This window comes from Vibrio sp. TRT 29B02 (assembly GCF_050113655.1).
GTDB lineage: Bacteria > Pseudomonadota > Gammaproteobacteria > Enterobacterales > Vibrionaceae > Vibrio.
This window is the reverse complement of the sequence record NZ_JBNJOJ010000015.1, coordinates 23885-40547: the sequence shown is the minus strand read 5'-3', so window position 1 is coordinate 40547 and position 16663 is coordinate 23885. Positions and strand designations below refer to the sequence as shown.

11 protein-coding genes and 2 pseudogenes are annotated in these 16663 nt (G+C 43.7%); 6 read left to right on the top strand and 7 right to left on the bottom strand.

Features of this window, described 5'->3' with window-relative positions:
- Positions 1–104: 104 nt before the first annotated feature.
- The 6 genes and pseudogenes from ACQEXT_RS11000 to ACQEXT_RS10975 all read left to right on the top strand — a co-directional run.
- The gene (locus tag ACQEXT_RS11000; protein ID WP_176703865.1) at positions 105–1103 is read left to right on the top strand and encodes an arabinose ABC transporter substrate-binding protein; all 999 of its coding nucleotides are present in this window, start codon (positions 105–107) and stop codon (positions 1101–1103) included.
- Between the two features lie 59 nt (positions 1104–1162).
- Positions 1163–2680 carry an L-arabinose ABC transporter ATP-binding protein AraG gene (araG, locus tag ACQEXT_RS10995; protein ID WP_176703864.1) on the top strand — a complete coding sequence of 506 codons (1518 nt, stop codon included), beginning with the start codon at positions 1163–1165 and terminating at the stop codon, positions 2678–2680.
- Between the two features lie 17 nt (positions 2681–2697).
- Positions 2698–3192 (top strand): annotated as a pseudogene (locus tag ACQEXT_RS10990) (ABC transporter permease subunit); the annotation flags it as partial.
- Between the two features lie 71 nt (positions 3193–3263).
- Positions 3264–4387, top strand: a protein-coding gene (locus tag ACQEXT_RS10985; RefSeq protein ID WP_176703863.1) for an IS3 family transposase whose coding sequence is annotated in 2 segments (ribosomal slippage) — positions 3264–3516 and positions 3516–4387 — 1125 coding nt in all. Because the reading frame shifts where the segments join, the coding sequence is not laid out codon by codon here.
- 493 nt (positions 4388–4880) lie between these two features.
- Complete coding sequence (locus ACQEXT_RS10980; RefSeq protein ID WP_406708072.1) at positions 4881–5321, top strand: SLATT domain-containing protein; 441 nt, start codon at positions 4881–4883, stop codon at positions 5319–5321.
- Between the two features lie 40 nt (positions 5322–5361).
- Positions 5362–5733, top strand: a pseudogene (locus ACQEXT_RS10975) (methyl-accepting chemotaxis protein); the annotation flags it as partial.
- 830 nt (positions 5734–6563) lie between these two features.
- Here ACQEXT_RS10975 and galK read toward each other — a convergent pair.
- The 7 genes from galK to ACQEXT_RS10940 form a co-directional block, all read right to left on the bottom strand.
- Positions 6564–7727, bottom strand: coding sequence for a galactokinase (gene galK / locus ACQEXT_RS10970; RefSeq protein ID WP_426952038.1), 1164 nt, complete (start codon positions 7725–7727; stop codon positions 6564–6566).
- 110 nt (positions 7728–7837) lie between these two features.
- Positions 7838–8890 (bottom strand): UDP-glucose--hexose-1-phosphate uridylyltransferase, encoded by a 1053-nt coding sequence (locus ACQEXT_RS10965; protein ID WP_108653829.1) that lies wholly within the window; start codon positions 8888–8890, stop codon positions 7838–7840.
- An 83-nt stretch (positions 8891–8973) separates the two neighbouring features.
- On the bottom strand, positions 8974–9993 hold the full coding sequence (galE, locus tag ACQEXT_RS10960; protein ID WP_206624417.1) for a UDP-glucose 4-epimerase GalE: 1020 nt from the start codon (positions 9991–9993) through the stop codon (positions 8974–8976).
- Between the two features lie 43 nt (positions 9994–10036).
- Positions 10037–11800, bottom strand: coding sequence for a methyl-accepting chemotaxis protein (locus ACQEXT_RS10955; protein WP_206624418.1), 1764 nt, complete (start codon positions 11798–11800; stop codon positions 10037–10039).
- 133 nt (positions 11801–11933) lie between these two features.
- On the bottom strand, positions 11934–13199 hold the full coding sequence (locus tag ACQEXT_RS10950) for a maltoporin (RefSeq protein ID WP_206624419.1): 1266 nt from the start codon (positions 13197–13199) through the stop codon (positions 11934–11936).
- A gap of 148 nt (positions 13200–13347) precedes the next feature.
- A complete protein-coding gene (locus ACQEXT_RS10945) occupies positions 13348–15414 on the bottom strand; it encodes a beta-galactosidase (RefSeq protein WP_025789578.1) in 2067 nt (688 codons plus the stop codon).
- Positions 15414–16661: a glycoside hydrolase family 53 protein gene (locus ACQEXT_RS10940; protein ID WP_025789579.1), complete on the bottom strand. Its 1248-nt coding sequence runs from the start codon at positions 16659–16661 to the stop codon at positions 15414–15416. Before ACQEXT_RS10940 ends, ACQEXT_RS10945 begins: the two co-directional genes overlap by 1 nt.
- Between the last annotated feature and the right edge of the window lie 2 nt (positions 16662–16663).

Genomic DNA, 16663 nt, shown 5'->3' with positions numbered 1-16663 from the left:
ACAAAATTGCTATATTTTTTGCTGTGATTCTCGTCACTAATAATCTTGTCTGAATGCTCAAATATGTATAGCGAACACTCACCTCTACCAGTGGATGGATAACAATGAAACTAAAAAAACTACTCACAATTGCAGCTCTATCTGGCATGACAATGCTCAGCGCGTCTGCTAACGCATTTTTCGGCTCAGATGATGGAATGAGACTTGGCTACCTAGTTAAACAACCTGAAGAACCTTGGTTCCAAACCGAATGGTCGTTTGCAGAAAAAGCCGGTAAGGATCTCGGCTTTGAAGTGGTTAAGATGGCAGTGCCTGATGGCGAAAAAACCCTAAACGCTATAGATACGCTAGCAGCGCAAGGGGCGAAAGGTTTCGTGATCTGTACTCCAGATCCGAAATTAGGTCCTGCGATTATGGCAAAAGCAAAAAGCTATGATCTGAAAGTGGTTACCGTGGATGACCAATTCCTTAACGCGAAAGGCGAGCCGATGACAAATGTCCCTCTTGTCATGATGGCGGCTACCGCAATCGGCGAACGCCAAGGTAACGAACTATACAAAGAGATGCAGAAACGTAACTGGGATGCTTCTACAACAGGTGTCATGGCAATTACAGCCGATGAGCTTGATACAGCACGTCGCCGTGTAGATGGTTCTATTTCTGCCCTAAAAGCTGCTGGTTTCCCTGAAGGGCAAATCTATCGTGTACCAACCAAAACCAATGACATTCCTGGTGCATTGGATGCAGCAAACTCACTGCTGGTTCAATACCCAGATGTCAAGCAATGGCTTGTGGTTGGCATGAACGATAACACCGTGCTTGGCGGCATCCGCGCGACGGAAGGTCAAGGCTTTGGTGCTGACAATGTCATCGGTATCGGTATCAACGGCGTAGATGCAGTGAACGAACTGGCAAAATCTCAACCAACAGGTTTTTATGGTTCATTACTACCTAGCCCGGACGTTCATGGCTACAAGAGTATCGAATCGCTTTACAAGTGGGTTAAAGAAGACGTTGAGCCAGAGAAGTTTGTTGAGGTTACTGACGTTGTTCTTATTACACGTGAAAACTTCAAAGACGAACTAGCTAAAAAAGGGCTATAAGCTCAACTTGGGTGACGGCTGCTTTGGCCGTCGCCAACTGATTTAACGGAGAGAATGTCATGGCGAAGTCCCCCTCTTACCTAGAGTTTCGAAATATCTCGAAGCACTTTCCAGGTGTTAAAGCCTTGAACAACGTTAGCTTTCGCGCGGATGCGGGGAGTGTTCACGCTTTAATGGGTGAAAACGGTGCTGGTAAATCGACTCTACTCAAAACTTTAAGTGGTTTTCACCAGCCTACCGAAGGCCACATCGCTATTGATGGTAAAGAAGTCGCTCTAAACTCCACCAATGATGCTCTTGATTACGGCATCGCGATTATTTATCAAGAGCTCAACTTAGTACCTGAGCTTACGGTTGCTGAAAATATTTACCTTGGTCAATTACCGACAAAAGGAGGCCGAGTGGATACTGAAACTCTTAATAACAATGCACGTGTTCAGTTAGAGCGTTTAGGTGAAACATTTGACCCTTCTTGCCAACTAAAAGAGCTGTCCATTGGTCAATGGCAAATGGTTGAAATTGCAAAAGCGCTCAGCCGCAATGCACAAATTATTGCTTTTGATGAGCCTACAAGTAGCTTGTCACAGCGTGAAATTCAGAATCTATTCAAGGTAATACGCGAATTGCGAGACTCTGGAAAGATTATCATGTACGTGTCACACCGTATGGAAGAAATTTTCGACTTGTGTGATGCCATCACCATCTTTAAAGATGGTCAACATGTGCAGTCCTTCCACGATATGTCGGAGCTGACTCATGACCGCTTGGTTGAACTGATGGTTGGCCGTGAAATCAACGACATCTATAACTACCGTTCTCGTGAACTAGGTAAAAGTGGCCTGCGTTTGGAAAATTTCGAAGGGCCAGGTCTCACTGCACCAGTTTCTTTGGATATCAAGCAAGGCGAGATACTGGGTCTATTTGGTCTCGTCGGGGCCGGTCGAACTGAACTGACGCGTCTTATTTTTGGTGCTGATAAGAAGACAGCCGGTGACCTTTATTTACATGACGTGAAAATTGGCATTAAAACACCGCAAGATGCGATAAGAGCAGGTATTACTCTTTGTTCTGAAGACCGTAAAGCGGATGGCATCGTTCCTATTATGTCGGTGCAAGAAAACACTAATATCAGCGCTCGTCCTTGGAATTTAAAACTTAAGAGTTTGATTAACTTTGAATGGGAAAATGCAAACGCGGCTAAGCAAAAAGAAGCGCTGAATGTCAAAGCGTCTTCATTGGAGCAACCCATTGGCAAGTTATCTGGCGGTAACCAGCAAAAAGTGATTCTTGGACGTTGGTTATCAACAGCAATGAGCGTTATTTTGTTGGATGAGCCGACTCGTGGTATCGATGTGGGTGCCAAATCTGAGATTTACGAACTGATTTTTAAGCTGGCAGAAAACGGAGTAACCGTACTCGTCGTTTCCAGCGATTTACCGGAAGTGTTGGGCATCTCTGACCGTGTTCTTGTGATGAAAGAAGGTGAGGTCACCGGTGAACTACAACGCGACGAATTTGATGAACAAACAGCGCTTCGTCTGGCAATGCTAGATAAAGAAGAGTCAGCTGCCGCTTAAAACTAAGGAATATCATTATGTCTGTAACAACCTCTACAAAAGTACTAGAAGAAAAGGGCGCTAAGCGTTCATGGAATTTTGCTGGGATTTGGGACCGATTCGGTATGCTGATGGTGTTCGCGGGTCTATTTTTATTGTGTGTGTTTTTCGTACCTTACTTTGCTACTTTCATCAACATGAAAGGTCTTGGCTTAGCCATTTCAATGAGTGGGATGGTAGCGTGTGCAATGCTATTCTGTTTGGCATGTGGCGATCTTGACTTATCCGTTGCTTCCATCATAGCTTGCTCTGGTGTTGTCACTGCCGTTGCAATCAATGCCACTGGCAGTGTTGTTCTTGGTGTGGGTGCTGGACTGTTGTCTGGAGTTGCTTTTGGTTTGCTTAATGGCTTTGTGATTGCCAAACTGCAAATTAACGCCTTGATAACCACTCTGGCGACAATGCAAATTGCACGTGGTCTCGGCTACATTATCTCTGATGGTAAAGCCGTCGGTATCACAGAAGAGAAGTGGCCCCCTATTTTCGGACATGACTTTAAGTGATTGATCTGTTTTGATAGTACACAGAATGACTGGAACAGATTATGACTAGAAAACGTAGAAACCACTCACCTGAGTTTAAAGCTAAGGTGGCACTTGCTGCCGCTAAAGGTGATAAAACTGTCGCTGAACTAGCGCAGAAGTATAATTTACACGCCAACCAAATATCGACTTGGAAGAAGGAGTTGCTTGAAAATGCAGCAATCATCTTTGCTTCTGAAAGTCAGCTAGGCAAAGACAACACTGAAGAAGTCGATAAACTCCATGCGAAGATCGGTCAATTGACCATGGAAAATGATTTTTTGGCGAAAGTGCTCGGTCGTTAGATCGGGCACAGCGAAAGAGTTCGCTGGATAAATCCACCCAATTACCGATAAAACGTCAGTGTGAGCTACTCAATATTGCTCGCTCTACGGCTTATTATCAGCCGATAGGACTCTCAACCGAAGAGATTGAGTTGCGTCGTATGATTGACGAAATTCACCTCCAGTATCCGTTCATGGGCAGCAGACGCATTCGAACTGAACTGCTCAAGAAAGGTCATAAGGTTAATCGTAAACGTATCGTTCGGATCATGCGTGATATGGGCATTGGGGCGATTTATCCCAAGCCTAGAACGACCATTGGAAACAAAGCGCACAAGGTTTATCCCTACCTATTGCGTGATATCGAAGTCACCTACCCAAATCAAGCGTGGGCTATTGATATCACCTATATACCAATGGCTAAGGGCTTCTTGTATTTAGTTGCTATTATCGACTGGTTTAGCCGTAAGGTTTTATCTTGGCGCTTATCAAATACGATGGATACAAGCTTCTGTCTTGAAGCACTTGAGGAGGCACTTCAACACTATGGGCCACCTGATATTTTCAACTCTGATCAAGGGAGTCAGTTTACGAGCACAGAGTTCACTCAAGCCCTGCTCGACCGTGGGATACGGATCAGCATGGATGGCAAGGGCCGCTGGGTGGACAATGTTTTTATCGAAAGACTTTGGCGAAGCTTAAAGTATGAGGAGGTTTACCTAAAGGCTTACACCACGCCCCGAGAAGCAGAGCTTGAAATCGGAAACTACATGGTGTTTTATAATGAAGAGCGTAACCATCAAGGACTCAATAACCTCACCCCTGATGAAGCTTACTTCGGTAGGCAGAGATACGCTGCATAAGCTGGATCAACCACTTAAGGAATTAGCTTATGTGTCCAACCATTGGGGTCCATTTCTGACCTTTTTAAAGGTTTGTCTAGAGTCAGGCTATTGTTTTTCTATGTCTGTTAATAGCCACTATGCGCATAGTGCAGGATTAGTAAAATTTGGTCAAAGAACAGCTATCTGAAATGTTACATGCGAAAGCTTTAAGGCACTTTGAAGTTAGCAAAGTGCCGACTGTAACAAACCTGGAAAGAATGTATGGTACTCCCGTTTTTTCAAGTGAAAAATCCAAATACCAGATTTATCAACACACAATCTTCATCATCACTTAATACCGCCATAGAATATCCCTCGCAATAAGTTCAACAAGTTATAAACGATGCAAGAAGAAGCTATAGAACAAAGTGAAAATACAGCGTCTCCGGTTGAGAGCGCATTGGTGTCGTGACTACAACGTTGTAAAGATGCTCGTGATGGTCATTATAAGAGAGCAGAGAAGCTCTTCGATTTGTCGCAACTCCTTGGCTACGTGCTCATCTATTCAACTATATTTGTTACAGCTTTTTCGTTTTTCACCCACAACCCTGAACAAGTTTTGTTTTGGTGCATTACTAAACAACACATTGTCATTTTCATTGGGTGTATCGCAGCGGTAATCTCAGGAATAGTGAGCCAAGCTAGATTCGGAGAAAGGGCTGAAATGCATCGTTCATCAGGAGCTCGCTACGCTAACTTGGCTCGGGATATCGAAGAGCTACAACTCAAACAAAAGATGGGGCTACTGCAGAACAGTGAGCTGTCTACTCACATTAACTCAGTTATTAAAGAGTGGAATAACCTGTCAGAAGATTCGTTGTTGACTCCACACAACCCAACTCGAACAAACCAATATGGTCACGTTTTGGTAACGTTATTTTTCATCATAATGTTTTTCTCCGTGGCAGCCTGACACTGATTACAGTGCATTATATTTCGCCAAACTTGCACACAGAACGCAAACATCGACAGATGATATTGAAGTGATCATCAGCGATATGAACCAAGGAACATTTAGGGCCGTAGACTCAATGAATAAGAGCAAACAAAGTGCATACAGTACTATGACGCTTTCAAAAGATGCAGAACAAGCACTACTTTCTATATCAGAGTCAATGTCACTAATTAATGAGAGAAATCATTCTATTGCAACAGCATCCGAGGAGCAATCATTGGTAGCAAAAGAAGTTGATAGAAACTTAATTAGCATTCGCGATTTATCTATGCAAACAGCTGCATCTAGCAATCAAACCAACTCATCAAGTCAAGAGCTATCTAAGCTAGCTATTGCGTTAAATGCCTTGATAGCTGACTTTAAAGTATAGCGCTACAAGGCCAAGTAGAATCATACACACAATTCAAATTGTTATATCGTTGGTAAAATACGGTCTCAAACGGTGATTTTTACACAAAAAGTCTCTTCCATTCTGTGAGAGACTTTTTAAATTTAACCCTTACTCTAGTTCGGCATGTTGCGGGCTTAGTTGAAGATACTAAGGTCGACATTAAGAGGCCTTGTTGCATAATTCAGCGAGAGGCCAAACCGTCTAACGAGGCAGCTCAGAACAAAGTAAGTTTTCAACGATCTTAGCTTTAGAAAAGCGAGGAATTCCTACTAGGTCTTTAAATTAAGAATTTATTACGCAAAATTTGAGAGCTATTAAGAACAGTCAAATAATAATCAACTTTATTTGGTTAACCGTCCTCTAATCTAATCACTAGTCATGACTTTCGTTTAAACGGCAGAAAATTACATATCACTTCCCCACTAGACCTATGTCTTACTTTTGCACAATCTATGGAGCTTGTACTCTTATCGTATATACAATTGAACGATGACTCCGCTATATAGCATCCTTTTCACACCTGTTTTTAGGTCAGATTGAAAGTGATGATGACATTTTAAACGTAGCGTTTGCCCTTAATAAATCAAGCTTCAACCATATCGCTGAGACAGCACAGTTACGGATTTATCTTTTTGATGGTGCCGATAGCTATTCCAAAACGGATAGTGCCTTTTCATTAGACGACTTGATAAATCACGTTCTGCCTAATCGAATTTCATAAAATCGTGAACTTTTCTCTTTGTTGTTCTTTTCCCAGATTGAACTATGCCAGCGTTTGCAAGCTGGCTTTACTTAGTAACTTACCTGTTTCACTTATAGACTTCAACAAGACCAGCGCCATCTTTGGCTTGGCACACGTAGATGGATTCTTTTAAGCCTGTAGCCGCTTGGTATTTCGCTGCAATGGTCACTTTCACCTCATCAACCAGTGCGGGAGGAACCAGTGCCACGACGCAGCCACCAAAGCCACCGCCGGTCATGCGCACACCGCCTTGGTCACCAATCACCTCTTTGACTATCTCCACCAACGTATCGATCTCTTTTACCGTGATTTCGAAATCATCGCGCATTGAGGCATGAGACTCGGCCATCAGCTCGCCAATACGCTTCATGTCATGTGCTCGTAGCGCTTGCGCCGCTTCCACAGTACGATCGTTTTCTGTGATGACGTGACGGGCACGTTTTGCCACCATTTCATCCAACTCAGCCTCTTTCTCGTTGAACTGCTCAATCGTCACATCGCGCAGTGCTTTCACACCGAAAATACGCGCTGCTTCTTCACATTGCTGACGGCGCGAGTTGTATTCACTATCGACCAACCCCCGTTTTTTGTTCGAGTTGATGATCACGACGGCCATCTCTTCGGGCATAGAAACCGATTCCGTTTCTAGGCTACGGCAGTCCAATAGCATCGCGTGATTTTCACGCCCTTCTGCTGAAATCATTTGATCCATGATGCCACAATTACAACCGACGAATTCGTTCTCGGCTTGCTGACCGTTTAAGGCGATTTCCGCTTGGCTTATCTCAAGATTGAACAGCACTTTGAACGTCTGGCCGATCACCACTTCCAACGCCGCCGATGAGCTCAAACCCGCACCTTGAGGCACGTTACCGCTGACTGAAATATCCGCTCCCGTGAACGAGTAACCGCGAGCAAGAAGGCACTTCACCACACCGCGAATGTAGTTCGCCCACATTTTGTCTTGCTGGAAAGTAATGGCTTGCGTGATATCGAATTCGTCCACTGCATTACCGTTATCGACCGAGACCACACGCACGATATTGTCTTCGCGCTTTGCGGCTGCAACCACGGTTTGGTAGTTAATGGCACATGGCAATACAAAACCATCGTTGTAATCGGTGTGCTCACCAATCAGGTTCACACGACCAGGCGCTTGGATGATGTGGCTTGGCGCGTAACCCAGCACTTGTTCAAAAGCGGTTTTCACATTTTGGATAAGTTCAGACATAGAGACGTTCTCTTAAAACATTAATTTGATGTGGAACAGCGCGTTGAGCCTAACTTTCTATCGGTAACGTCGCGCTATCCCGTTATTCGGAATCAGTCCAATTTAAAGACTTAGCATTCTTTGTAGTGGACATCACTCACATCACGCAGACGCTGCGCCGCTTGCTCTGCGGTGAGATCGCGTTGGTTTTCTGCCAGCATCTCGTAGCCCACCATGAACTTGCGAATTGTCGCACTGCGCAGCAGTGGCGGATAGAAAAGTGCATGCAGCTGCCAGTGGTCGATGTCGGTGCCTTGGTCAAAAAACGGCGCGTAGTGCCAGCCCATTGAGTATGGGAATGAGCACTGGAATAAGTTGTCGTAACGGCTGGTCAGGTTCTTAATCGCTAGCGCTAAATCGTCTCGTTGCGCATCGCTGAGTTCGCTCATACGGCGAACGTGCGTTTTCGGCAGCAACATGGTTTCAAATGGCCACGCCGCCCAGTAAGGCACAACAGCCAACCAGTGTTCGGTTTCGACCACGATGCGTGAACCATCTTTTAGTTCCGCTTGCACGTAATCCACCAGCAAGTTGTTACCATGTTCTTGGTAGTACGCTTTTAGGTTGTGCTCTTTACGCTCAATTTCATTTGGTAAGAAGCTGTTCGCCCAGATTTGACCGTGCGGGTGCGGCTGAGAACAGCCCATGGTTTCGCCTTTGTTCTCGAACGCTTGAACCCAAACGTATTCCTTGCCGAGCTCTTCAATTTGTTCGTTCCAGGTCTCAATCACGCCGCGGATTTTTTCCACTGGCAGCTCAGGTAAGGTTTTGCTGTGATCTGGCGAGAAGCAAATCACTCGGCTCAAACCACGCACACCTTGGGTTTTGAATAGCGGATTATCTGACTCTGGCGCATCCGGTGAGTCCACCATCAAAGCAGCAAAATCATTCTTAAACACGTAGGTGCCTTGGTAATCTGGATTGACATCGCCAGAGATACGTTCGTTGGTTGGACAAAGGAAACACTTCTCATCATAACTTGGCAGTTCATCAATGGCTGGCTTCTCATCTGCGCCGCTCCAAGGACGTTTTGCACGATGAGGGGAAACCAAAACCCACTGCCCCGTGAGTGGATTAAAACGACGGTGTGGGTGATCTACAGGGTTAAACTCAACATTCGACATATGACTTACTCAACTCTTCAAAATTCTTCAAACTCAGCTTCCCAAAACCGTGAGAAGCGCGGATGACAACGCGGCGATTTCAATTACTCCGGGGAATAGCCATTGGGGTTGTTTGACTGCCAGTTCCACGTATCAGCGGTCATTTCAGCCACCGTGCGTGTTGCCTTCCAGCCAAGTTCACGCTCGGCTTTTTCTGTGCTCGCCCAGCATTCGGCAATGTCACCAGGGCGACGCGGGCACAGCTCGTAAGGGACTGGCTTACCGCAAGCGGCCGCGAACGCATCAACCATTTCAAGTACGCTCGAACCTTTACCTGTGCCTAAGTTGTAAATGTGCAAACCCGATGTTTCCCCCACCGATTTCAATGCGGCGATGTGGCCATCGGCCAGATCCATCACATGGATGTAATCGCGTACGCCAGTGCCGTCAGGGGTTGGATAGTCGTTGCCAAATACCGAGAGTTTTTCACGGCGACCCACGGCCACTTGAGCGATAAACGGCATCAGGTTATTGGGAATGCCTTGTGGATCTTCCCCCATGCTGCCTGAAGGGTGCGCACCAACCGGGTTGAAGTAACGCAATAAGGTGATGCTCCAGTCATTTTCCGCGTGGAACAGATCGCTTAAACACTGCTCCACCATGTATTTGCTGCGACCGTATGGGTTGGTGGTTGCGCCGGTTGGTGAATCTTCGGTAATCGGCACAACTTGTGGGTCACCGTAAACCGTTGCCGATGAACTGAAGACAATGCTTTTCACGCCGGCTTTGCGCATGCTGCGCGCCAGTACCAACGAGCCATTGACGTTGTTGTCGTAATACTCGAGTGGTTTTTCCACCGATTCGCCAACCGCTTTGAGGCCAGCAAAGTGGATCACTGCTTGAATATCATGCTTGGTGAACACGGAGTCCAAAAAGGTTTCGTCACGAATATCACCTTGGTAGAAGGTTGGTTGCTTACCCGTGAGCGCTTCAATGCGGGTTAAGACGTCTACCTTCGCGTTGCATAAGTTGTCGACGATGACCGGTTCCATACCGGCTGCCATCATCTGCACACATGTATGGCTACCGATGTAACCCATACCGCCTGTAATAAGAACTACCACTGCTGGATCTCCTAAACTGAGTTTAAATTATTGGGTTGCTTACTTAAACTTTGAAAATTGACACATCTTTTGTTAAAGCCATTGAGACTTGGCTAATATCTCCATGAACACGCGCAATCGAACTTGCGCTATCAGTAATATCTTCACTGAGATCATTAGTTAATTGTATTTCAGCATCCAACTTGTCCATTTTCGAAGATTGGTCGATAGCGGCTATAGAAACACTTGAACTGATCATGCTGATTTGATCTACAGCTTTTTCCACCATCTGAATTTGACCAATAATCTCTAAAGTACTGTTGCGATTTAACTCACTATTTTTCAAAACCTTTGACATTTGACGTACTATTTGGCTTGACGAATCAGAGAATTGGTCTAGAAATTCATTTATTTCTATAGTGCTACTTCTTGTCCTAGAAGCTAATATCCTTACCTCTTCTGCCACTACAGCAAACCCTTTTCCTGACTCACCAGCACGAGCCGCTTCAATGGATGCATTTAATGCAAGAAGATCAGTCTGATCGGCTATTTTTTGTATGGTATTCAAGATACTACTAATACCTTTAGTGACGGTATCCATAACATCTATTGAAGTAGAAATTTTCTCAGTATCCTCACTTAAAGTAATTACGATATTTTCTACAAAACTTCCTTTTCTGGCCGCTTCACGCACCTGATTGCTCACCTTATCAGCAAGTTCCATTGACTGATTTATTTGTTTTTGGACATCTAAAGAGGATTGACGAATATTGTCAATAGCTTCCAAAAGTTTTTTACTTTGAGCATTATAGCTTGCAACGGTTGATACATTCCTTCCTATATGCAGGTCTAGTTCCTCTCTCGCATAATTCAACAAAAAATTAGACTTTGAAATGTTAACAAATAAAAACTGAAGATTATCAATAAAGGCATTTACTGATTTAGAAATATCCCCAATCTCATCTGTTCGATTGAGTTTTATCCTTTGCGTTAAATCTGCATCACTACCCGCTAAGTTTTCAACTAATACCTTTAACTTCGACAACGGGCTCAATTGAATATTCAGTATTAATAAACTAACAACCAACATCACAAATGCACAAAACGACATATATTTCGTAATATCTTTGTTTATACCACCTATAGTGCTATCGATATAACTGTAATCAATATAAGAACGTAAATACCATCTCGAATTAGCAACAGTGATTGTATCAGTTTTCTTTAAGTCTAAATTTTCTCTTTCTATGGAATAAATAGAGTTGTTCTGCTCATCAATCAGCTCAAAATAAACACCTGGAATACTATATCGTTTAATTAAACCTTCAATTAAACTAAGATCGATAGTAAAAAAGTCGATAACTCCGTTTTTCTTCTTAGATACAATAATTTTTGCTTGACCACTTTCAGAAAAAATTTGAGTGATTTTTATTCCATCTTCATGATCACGAGCTAAATTTATAAAATACTGAGACTGCTCCTTGCTCAAACTCCCTTTATCACTTAGTGCAGTTTTATTAATTAACTTAACAACCTGTTCATAGCCAAGTTTTTTTTGGGTGTCACGGATACCTATTATACCAAAATCTAGACTTTCTATAACTGAGATGTCTCTCTCAATTGATTGCTTAATTTCACTACTAATTAAATTTACATTACTAATCATACGACTGTCGTATGATTTATTAATGTAGTCACCAATTACAAACTTAACACTAAAAAAAGCTGCAATAATGGTTATCAACAAAGAAACAATAAACAGAGCTATAATCTTATTTTTTAGCGAAAATGGTTTCATAAAAATCCAAAATAAAAGATTATCAAACATACAACATAGTTCTAATCGGAATGTTCATTGGCATAAACAATCAGTCATAGAAAGACAGGCAAAATAAAAGCCAGGAAATAGGTCAGGAATTTGCTTCCTGACCTGTAGAAAAATTTAATTCATTGCTTTTGACTTACCACCAAGCTTCAACTTGAACACCATAGTTAATGGTGTCAGCGCTCTTCCCATTATCGAAGGAATTATCGTTTTCATTATCTTTGAAGTAACTAGCAAAGAATCGAATTTCTGGACGAGCGAAGAAGGACTCTCCCGTTGAGATAGCGTGTGAAATAGTGAATTTTGTGCCACTAAACTTATCTTCAGAGCCTGAATCCCACGTTTTTTCTTGGTCAAAGTAGCCGACCTCTAGCATAGTCTTGTTGTATGGAGACCAGTTGTAAGTTGGACGAGCTACAAAGGAGAACAACTCTTCCTTATCTAACCAGTCGCCATGGTCTTGCGCTTGACCGTATGTCAACACATGATTGATCTTGAAATTGTCAGTGACGTTTAAGTCACCAGTACTAATGAAGCGATAGCCTTCTGCTTCACTTACATCGCCACTCCAGATGTCATACCAGCCACCACCTTGTGAGATAGCGTTCTGTGCAAGTCCTTTGTCCATATATTGGAGTACAAACTTGTTATACCCCAATGCGAAACTCTGGCTAAGTTCAGCAGTTAACATTAAACCGTTATCGAAATTTTCAGCGGCGTCTTCTTGCTCATCCGTTGGATTAACCATTGCATAATCAACACCGAATTCAGTCCAAGAACCTTCCCATGGGCTAAAGCCTGCGTAACGTAAATCTAAGAAGTAAGTATTCAGATCTCCATAACTCGTTTTGTTACCAGTATCATCCCACTCGGCCAACTCATTATCAGCTCGGATAACCGCTGCTGAAATCGCGCCGGTATTTAACTTGATGTTTTCGATACCCACACCGTAGCCAGAAACATTCCAATATTTGGTATCAATAATATGAATATCATGGCGTTGATAAAAACGTTTCCCAGCCCAAATCACAGATTCTGGAGATGCTGGAATATAACCTTTAGCTTGAATATTTAACTGTTTAATCGCAAAGTTAGCACTGTCTTTTTGACTCGACTCTGTTTCGAGGTTGCCGTCTGAAGACATTTCGAACATACTTTCAAAGTACATTGAACGACCATCTGCATTAAATAACTCTTGGCCTAATCCAATTTCCGAATAAGTATCAAACTCATTACCCAAGCGACCCAATGTCGTTTTATAAAACTCATCTCCTCCTTTGGTACCGCCTCCATCAGCACTGGCTCCCAAACCAGCACGTACGTAACCGTAGAAATCGACTGCTGAAACTTGAGTGGCGAATAAAGAACCTAAAATAGCGACTGTCAATGTTGCTTTTTTCATTTTAATTTCCTTTTGTATTACTTTTGAGTTATTGGCTGGGTAAATATCGCCATATCCTTTGTTTAGGCAATACTTACCCGTAAGATGAATTTCATCTTATTTTTAAATATTGTTATTCATTGCCCGCCTAAATAATCAGGCGGGATAGCTATTTATAATTTCTGATAACGATGACTTGATAGGGTTGAAGTTTAATATTCTCCTGAATATCGTCACCTGTACTTGCATTTATCCAATTCCCGTGCGGAACTTTCAAATCTCGCGGATCATTCAAAAAGTTCATAATGAACAAATAGCGAGACTGTTCATCTTCACGAGTTGTCACTGACACCCCGTAAGGCACGTTTTCAATTGGCTTGCGGATTCCATGTAAATTAGCAAGAGAGATGTAAAATAACTCGTTAAACTCTGTCTCTGTACGTGCAGCGATGTAATAAGCACAACCTTTACCAAGCTGGTTCTTAGTAATGACCGGACAAGCATCAAATAGATCCTCACGGTAATAAGCCAGAGCGTCTGCCGTCTCTAAATGAATATGTTCCATTAAGTGCTTGGCCTTAAATTCACCACTGAAGCCAAAACCAGAGTGCGTTTCCATTTCAAACAATACGCGTTCATGGTCATAGAGTGAGTCAATCTCTTCAGTCCAAATACCCAACGTGCGGCGCAATGGGCTGCCTTCTCCACCAGGGAAACCTCCCAAGAAGCACAGGTCATTCTGATCAACGATGCCACTCCAATAAGTCGCGACTAACGTCCCACCCTGCTCCACAAATGCTTCCAGACGTTCTGCTACGCCAGGTTTTATTAAGTACAGCATAGGTGCAACAATGATCTTGTAAGGAGTAAAATCACATAGCTGCTCTATAATGTCGCAGCTAATACCTTGCTGCCAAAAACCTCGATAATGGTCACACACGGTTTGCTCGTAGTGCATGCCTTCATTGCGAGGACCTGAAGCATCATCCATTGCCCAACGGTTTTCCCAATCAAAAATGATCGCCACTTCGGCCTGCGTGTTCGTTCCCGCCACATCATTAATTTGTTTAAGATACTCACCAACGGCTGTCACTTCTCGACCAGTGCGAGTATTTGCATGACCAACGTGGTCGATCACCGCACCATGGAACTTCTCTACAGAGCCGCGGCTTTTTCGCCACTGGAAGTACTGAACAGAATCAGAGCCATGAGCGACTGCTTGCAATGAGGAAAGCAGATGGACACCGTCTTTTTTGAGCTTAGTGATTGGCTGCCAGTTAGTTTGGCTTGGGGTTGATTCCATGAGTAAAAATGGCTGGTTTTTCAGTGTGCGCATCAAATCATGGTACATCCCGGTATAGCAAGCGAGCGCAACTTCATCGCCGTCACGGTGCCAAAGCGGATAGCTGTCCCAAGAAACAACATCAATTGACTTTGCCAATTCCCAATAGTTGTAGTCGTAAAAGTACTCCATGAAGTTTGCCGTCGTAGGCAGATCAGGATTAATCGACTTGAGCGGTGCAATCTCGTGCTCACAGAAGTTCGAGACGCGGTCAGTACAGAATCGTTTCCAATCTAACTTCAGTGCGTGAACGGAGTTCTCACCAACGGGAGATGGTGATTCAATTTGTTCCCAACTGGTGTAAGTATGACTCCAGAACGCACTCCACCACAGCTTATTAAGATTGTATAGGGAGCCGTATTTGTTTTTCAGCCACAAACGAAACTCTTCTTGGCAGTAATTACAGTGACAATCGCCGCCATATTCGTTTGAAACGTGCCAGCCTATCACCGCAGGATGTTGACTGTAACGTTCAGCCAATTTAGCGTTCATGATGCTCACTTTCTCACGGTAATTCGGTGAGCTGTAACAATGGTTATGACGTTCTCCATGCAGTTGTTTAATACGTGCGCTGTTGACTCGAAGGACGTCAGGGTATCGTTCAGACAACCAGGCAGGACGCGCGCCACTCGGTGTCGCCAGGAATACAGAAATCCCATTGTCTGCCAAGTTATCCAGTACGTTATCGAGCCATTCAAACTGAAACTCACCTTCAACAGGCTCAAGAGCAGACCAACTGAAGATACCGACAGACATAACGTTACAATTCGTCTGCTTCATCAGTTCAATATCTTTCGCTAAAATATCAGGTCTGTCTAACCATTGCTCAGGGTTGTAATCTGCTCCATGGAGCAAGCCTTTTATCTTTGGAATGATGTGTTTTTTATTGTTCATTATTGACCTTTAAATACTTTCAATGACGGTAGTGCGTTACCTTCAAAATCAAACAGTGCTTGGTTCTCCCATGAATTGCCCATGTCCCATTTGTCCCCGCTATAGTCCATGCCAGCGCCTGTTGACCAGGTTGCCCCATCGATTGGTAACCATGCGGGTTCCCAGTAATAAATCCCTAAACCTAGTTCGTTAGGCAGTTCATTCAACAGCGTCATGATGTCAGCCAGGTATTGCGCCTGGCCCTCAATTGACACACTGTAGCCCTCAATCGGCCCCGCCTCGGAGTAGCTATTACCTAACGAATCACCATTCTCAGTGGTAAACGGGAAAGACGTTTCGACCAAGACAACAGGCTTGTTGTAGCGACTGATGACGTCATTCATATTGGCTTTTACTTTATCAATTGGGCCGTGCCACCACGGGTAGTAAGACATACCAATCACATCAAAATCGACACCACGCTGGGTGATTTCATCAAACCACCAACGGAAAAGACCGTTATCACCGGCTTCAGCGAGGTGCAACATGATTTGAATGTCTTTACCACTGTCGTTGTCGTGAACCGCTTGGATGCCGGTTTTTAAAAGCAGTGACAGGCGGTCGAACTCCTTACCATCTTGACCCCAACTCTTACCCTCCGGCCAAAGCATGCCACCATTCAGTTCGTTACCAACTTGAACCATGTCTGGCACGACACCCGCAGCTTGGTGTGCTTTCATCACCTCTGCTGTATAGTCGTAGACTTTCTGTGTTAGGTTCTCAAACGTAAGTTGCTCCCACTCTTTTGGCTTTTGTTGCTTTTTAGGGTCAGCCCAAAAGTCGCTGTAATGGATATCAAGCAGGAATGACATACCGTTTTCTTGTGCGCGTTTACCAAGCTCAATGGAACGCTCTAACGTGTTATTACCGCCACCAAATACATCACCAGTGGCTGACATTGGGTCTACCCACAAACGTGCGCGAATAGAATTAACTCCACTATCTTTTAATATTTTAATCAGATCTTTTTCATTGCCAACTTGGTAATATTTCCCACCCAATTTTTCTATTTCAGGCAACATGGAGATATCCATACCACGAATAAAATCAGCTCTCAGTGTTGGAGCAGTTATAACAGGAGCAGTTATAACAGTATTATCCACATCAGCATTAATATCAGAGCTGTTATTATTTGAAGTATTTACAGATTGACAGCCAGCCAAAGCCACTGCCGCACTAATAAGTGCAACCTTAAATTTTGTATTCATAT

Coding starts and splice junctions, on each gene's coding strand:
- ACQEXT_RS10950 (WP_206624419.1), bottom strand. CDS start 13,199: ATGAAAAAAGCAACATTGACAGTCGCTATTTTAGGTTCTTTATTCGCC.
- araG (WP_176703864.1), top strand. CDS start 1,163: ATGGCGAAGTCCCCCTCTTACCTAGAGTTTCGAAATATCTCGAAGCAC.
- ACQEXT_RS10945 (WP_025789578.1), bottom strand. CDS start 15,414: ATGAACAATAAAAAACACATCATTCCAAAGATAAAAGGCTTGCTCCAT.
- ACQEXT_RS10965 (WP_108653829.1), bottom strand. CDS start 8,890: ATGTCGAATGTTGAGTTTAACCCTGTAGATCACCCACACCGTCGTTTT.
- ACQEXT_RS10955 (WP_206624418.1), bottom strand. CDS start 11,800: ATGTTTGATAATCTTTTATTTTGGATTTTTATGAAACCATTTTCGCTA.
- ACQEXT_RS10940 (WP_025789579.1), bottom strand. CDS start 16,661: ATGAATACAAAATTTAAGGTTGCACTTATTAGTGCGGCAGTGGCTTTG.
- galK (WP_426952038.1), bottom strand. CDS start 7,727: ATGTCTGAACTTATCCAAAATGTGAAAACCGCTTTTGAACAAGTGCTG.
- ACQEXT_RS11000 (WP_176703865.1), top strand. CDS start 105: ATGAAACTAAAAAAACTACTCACAATTGCAGCTCTATCTGGCATGACA.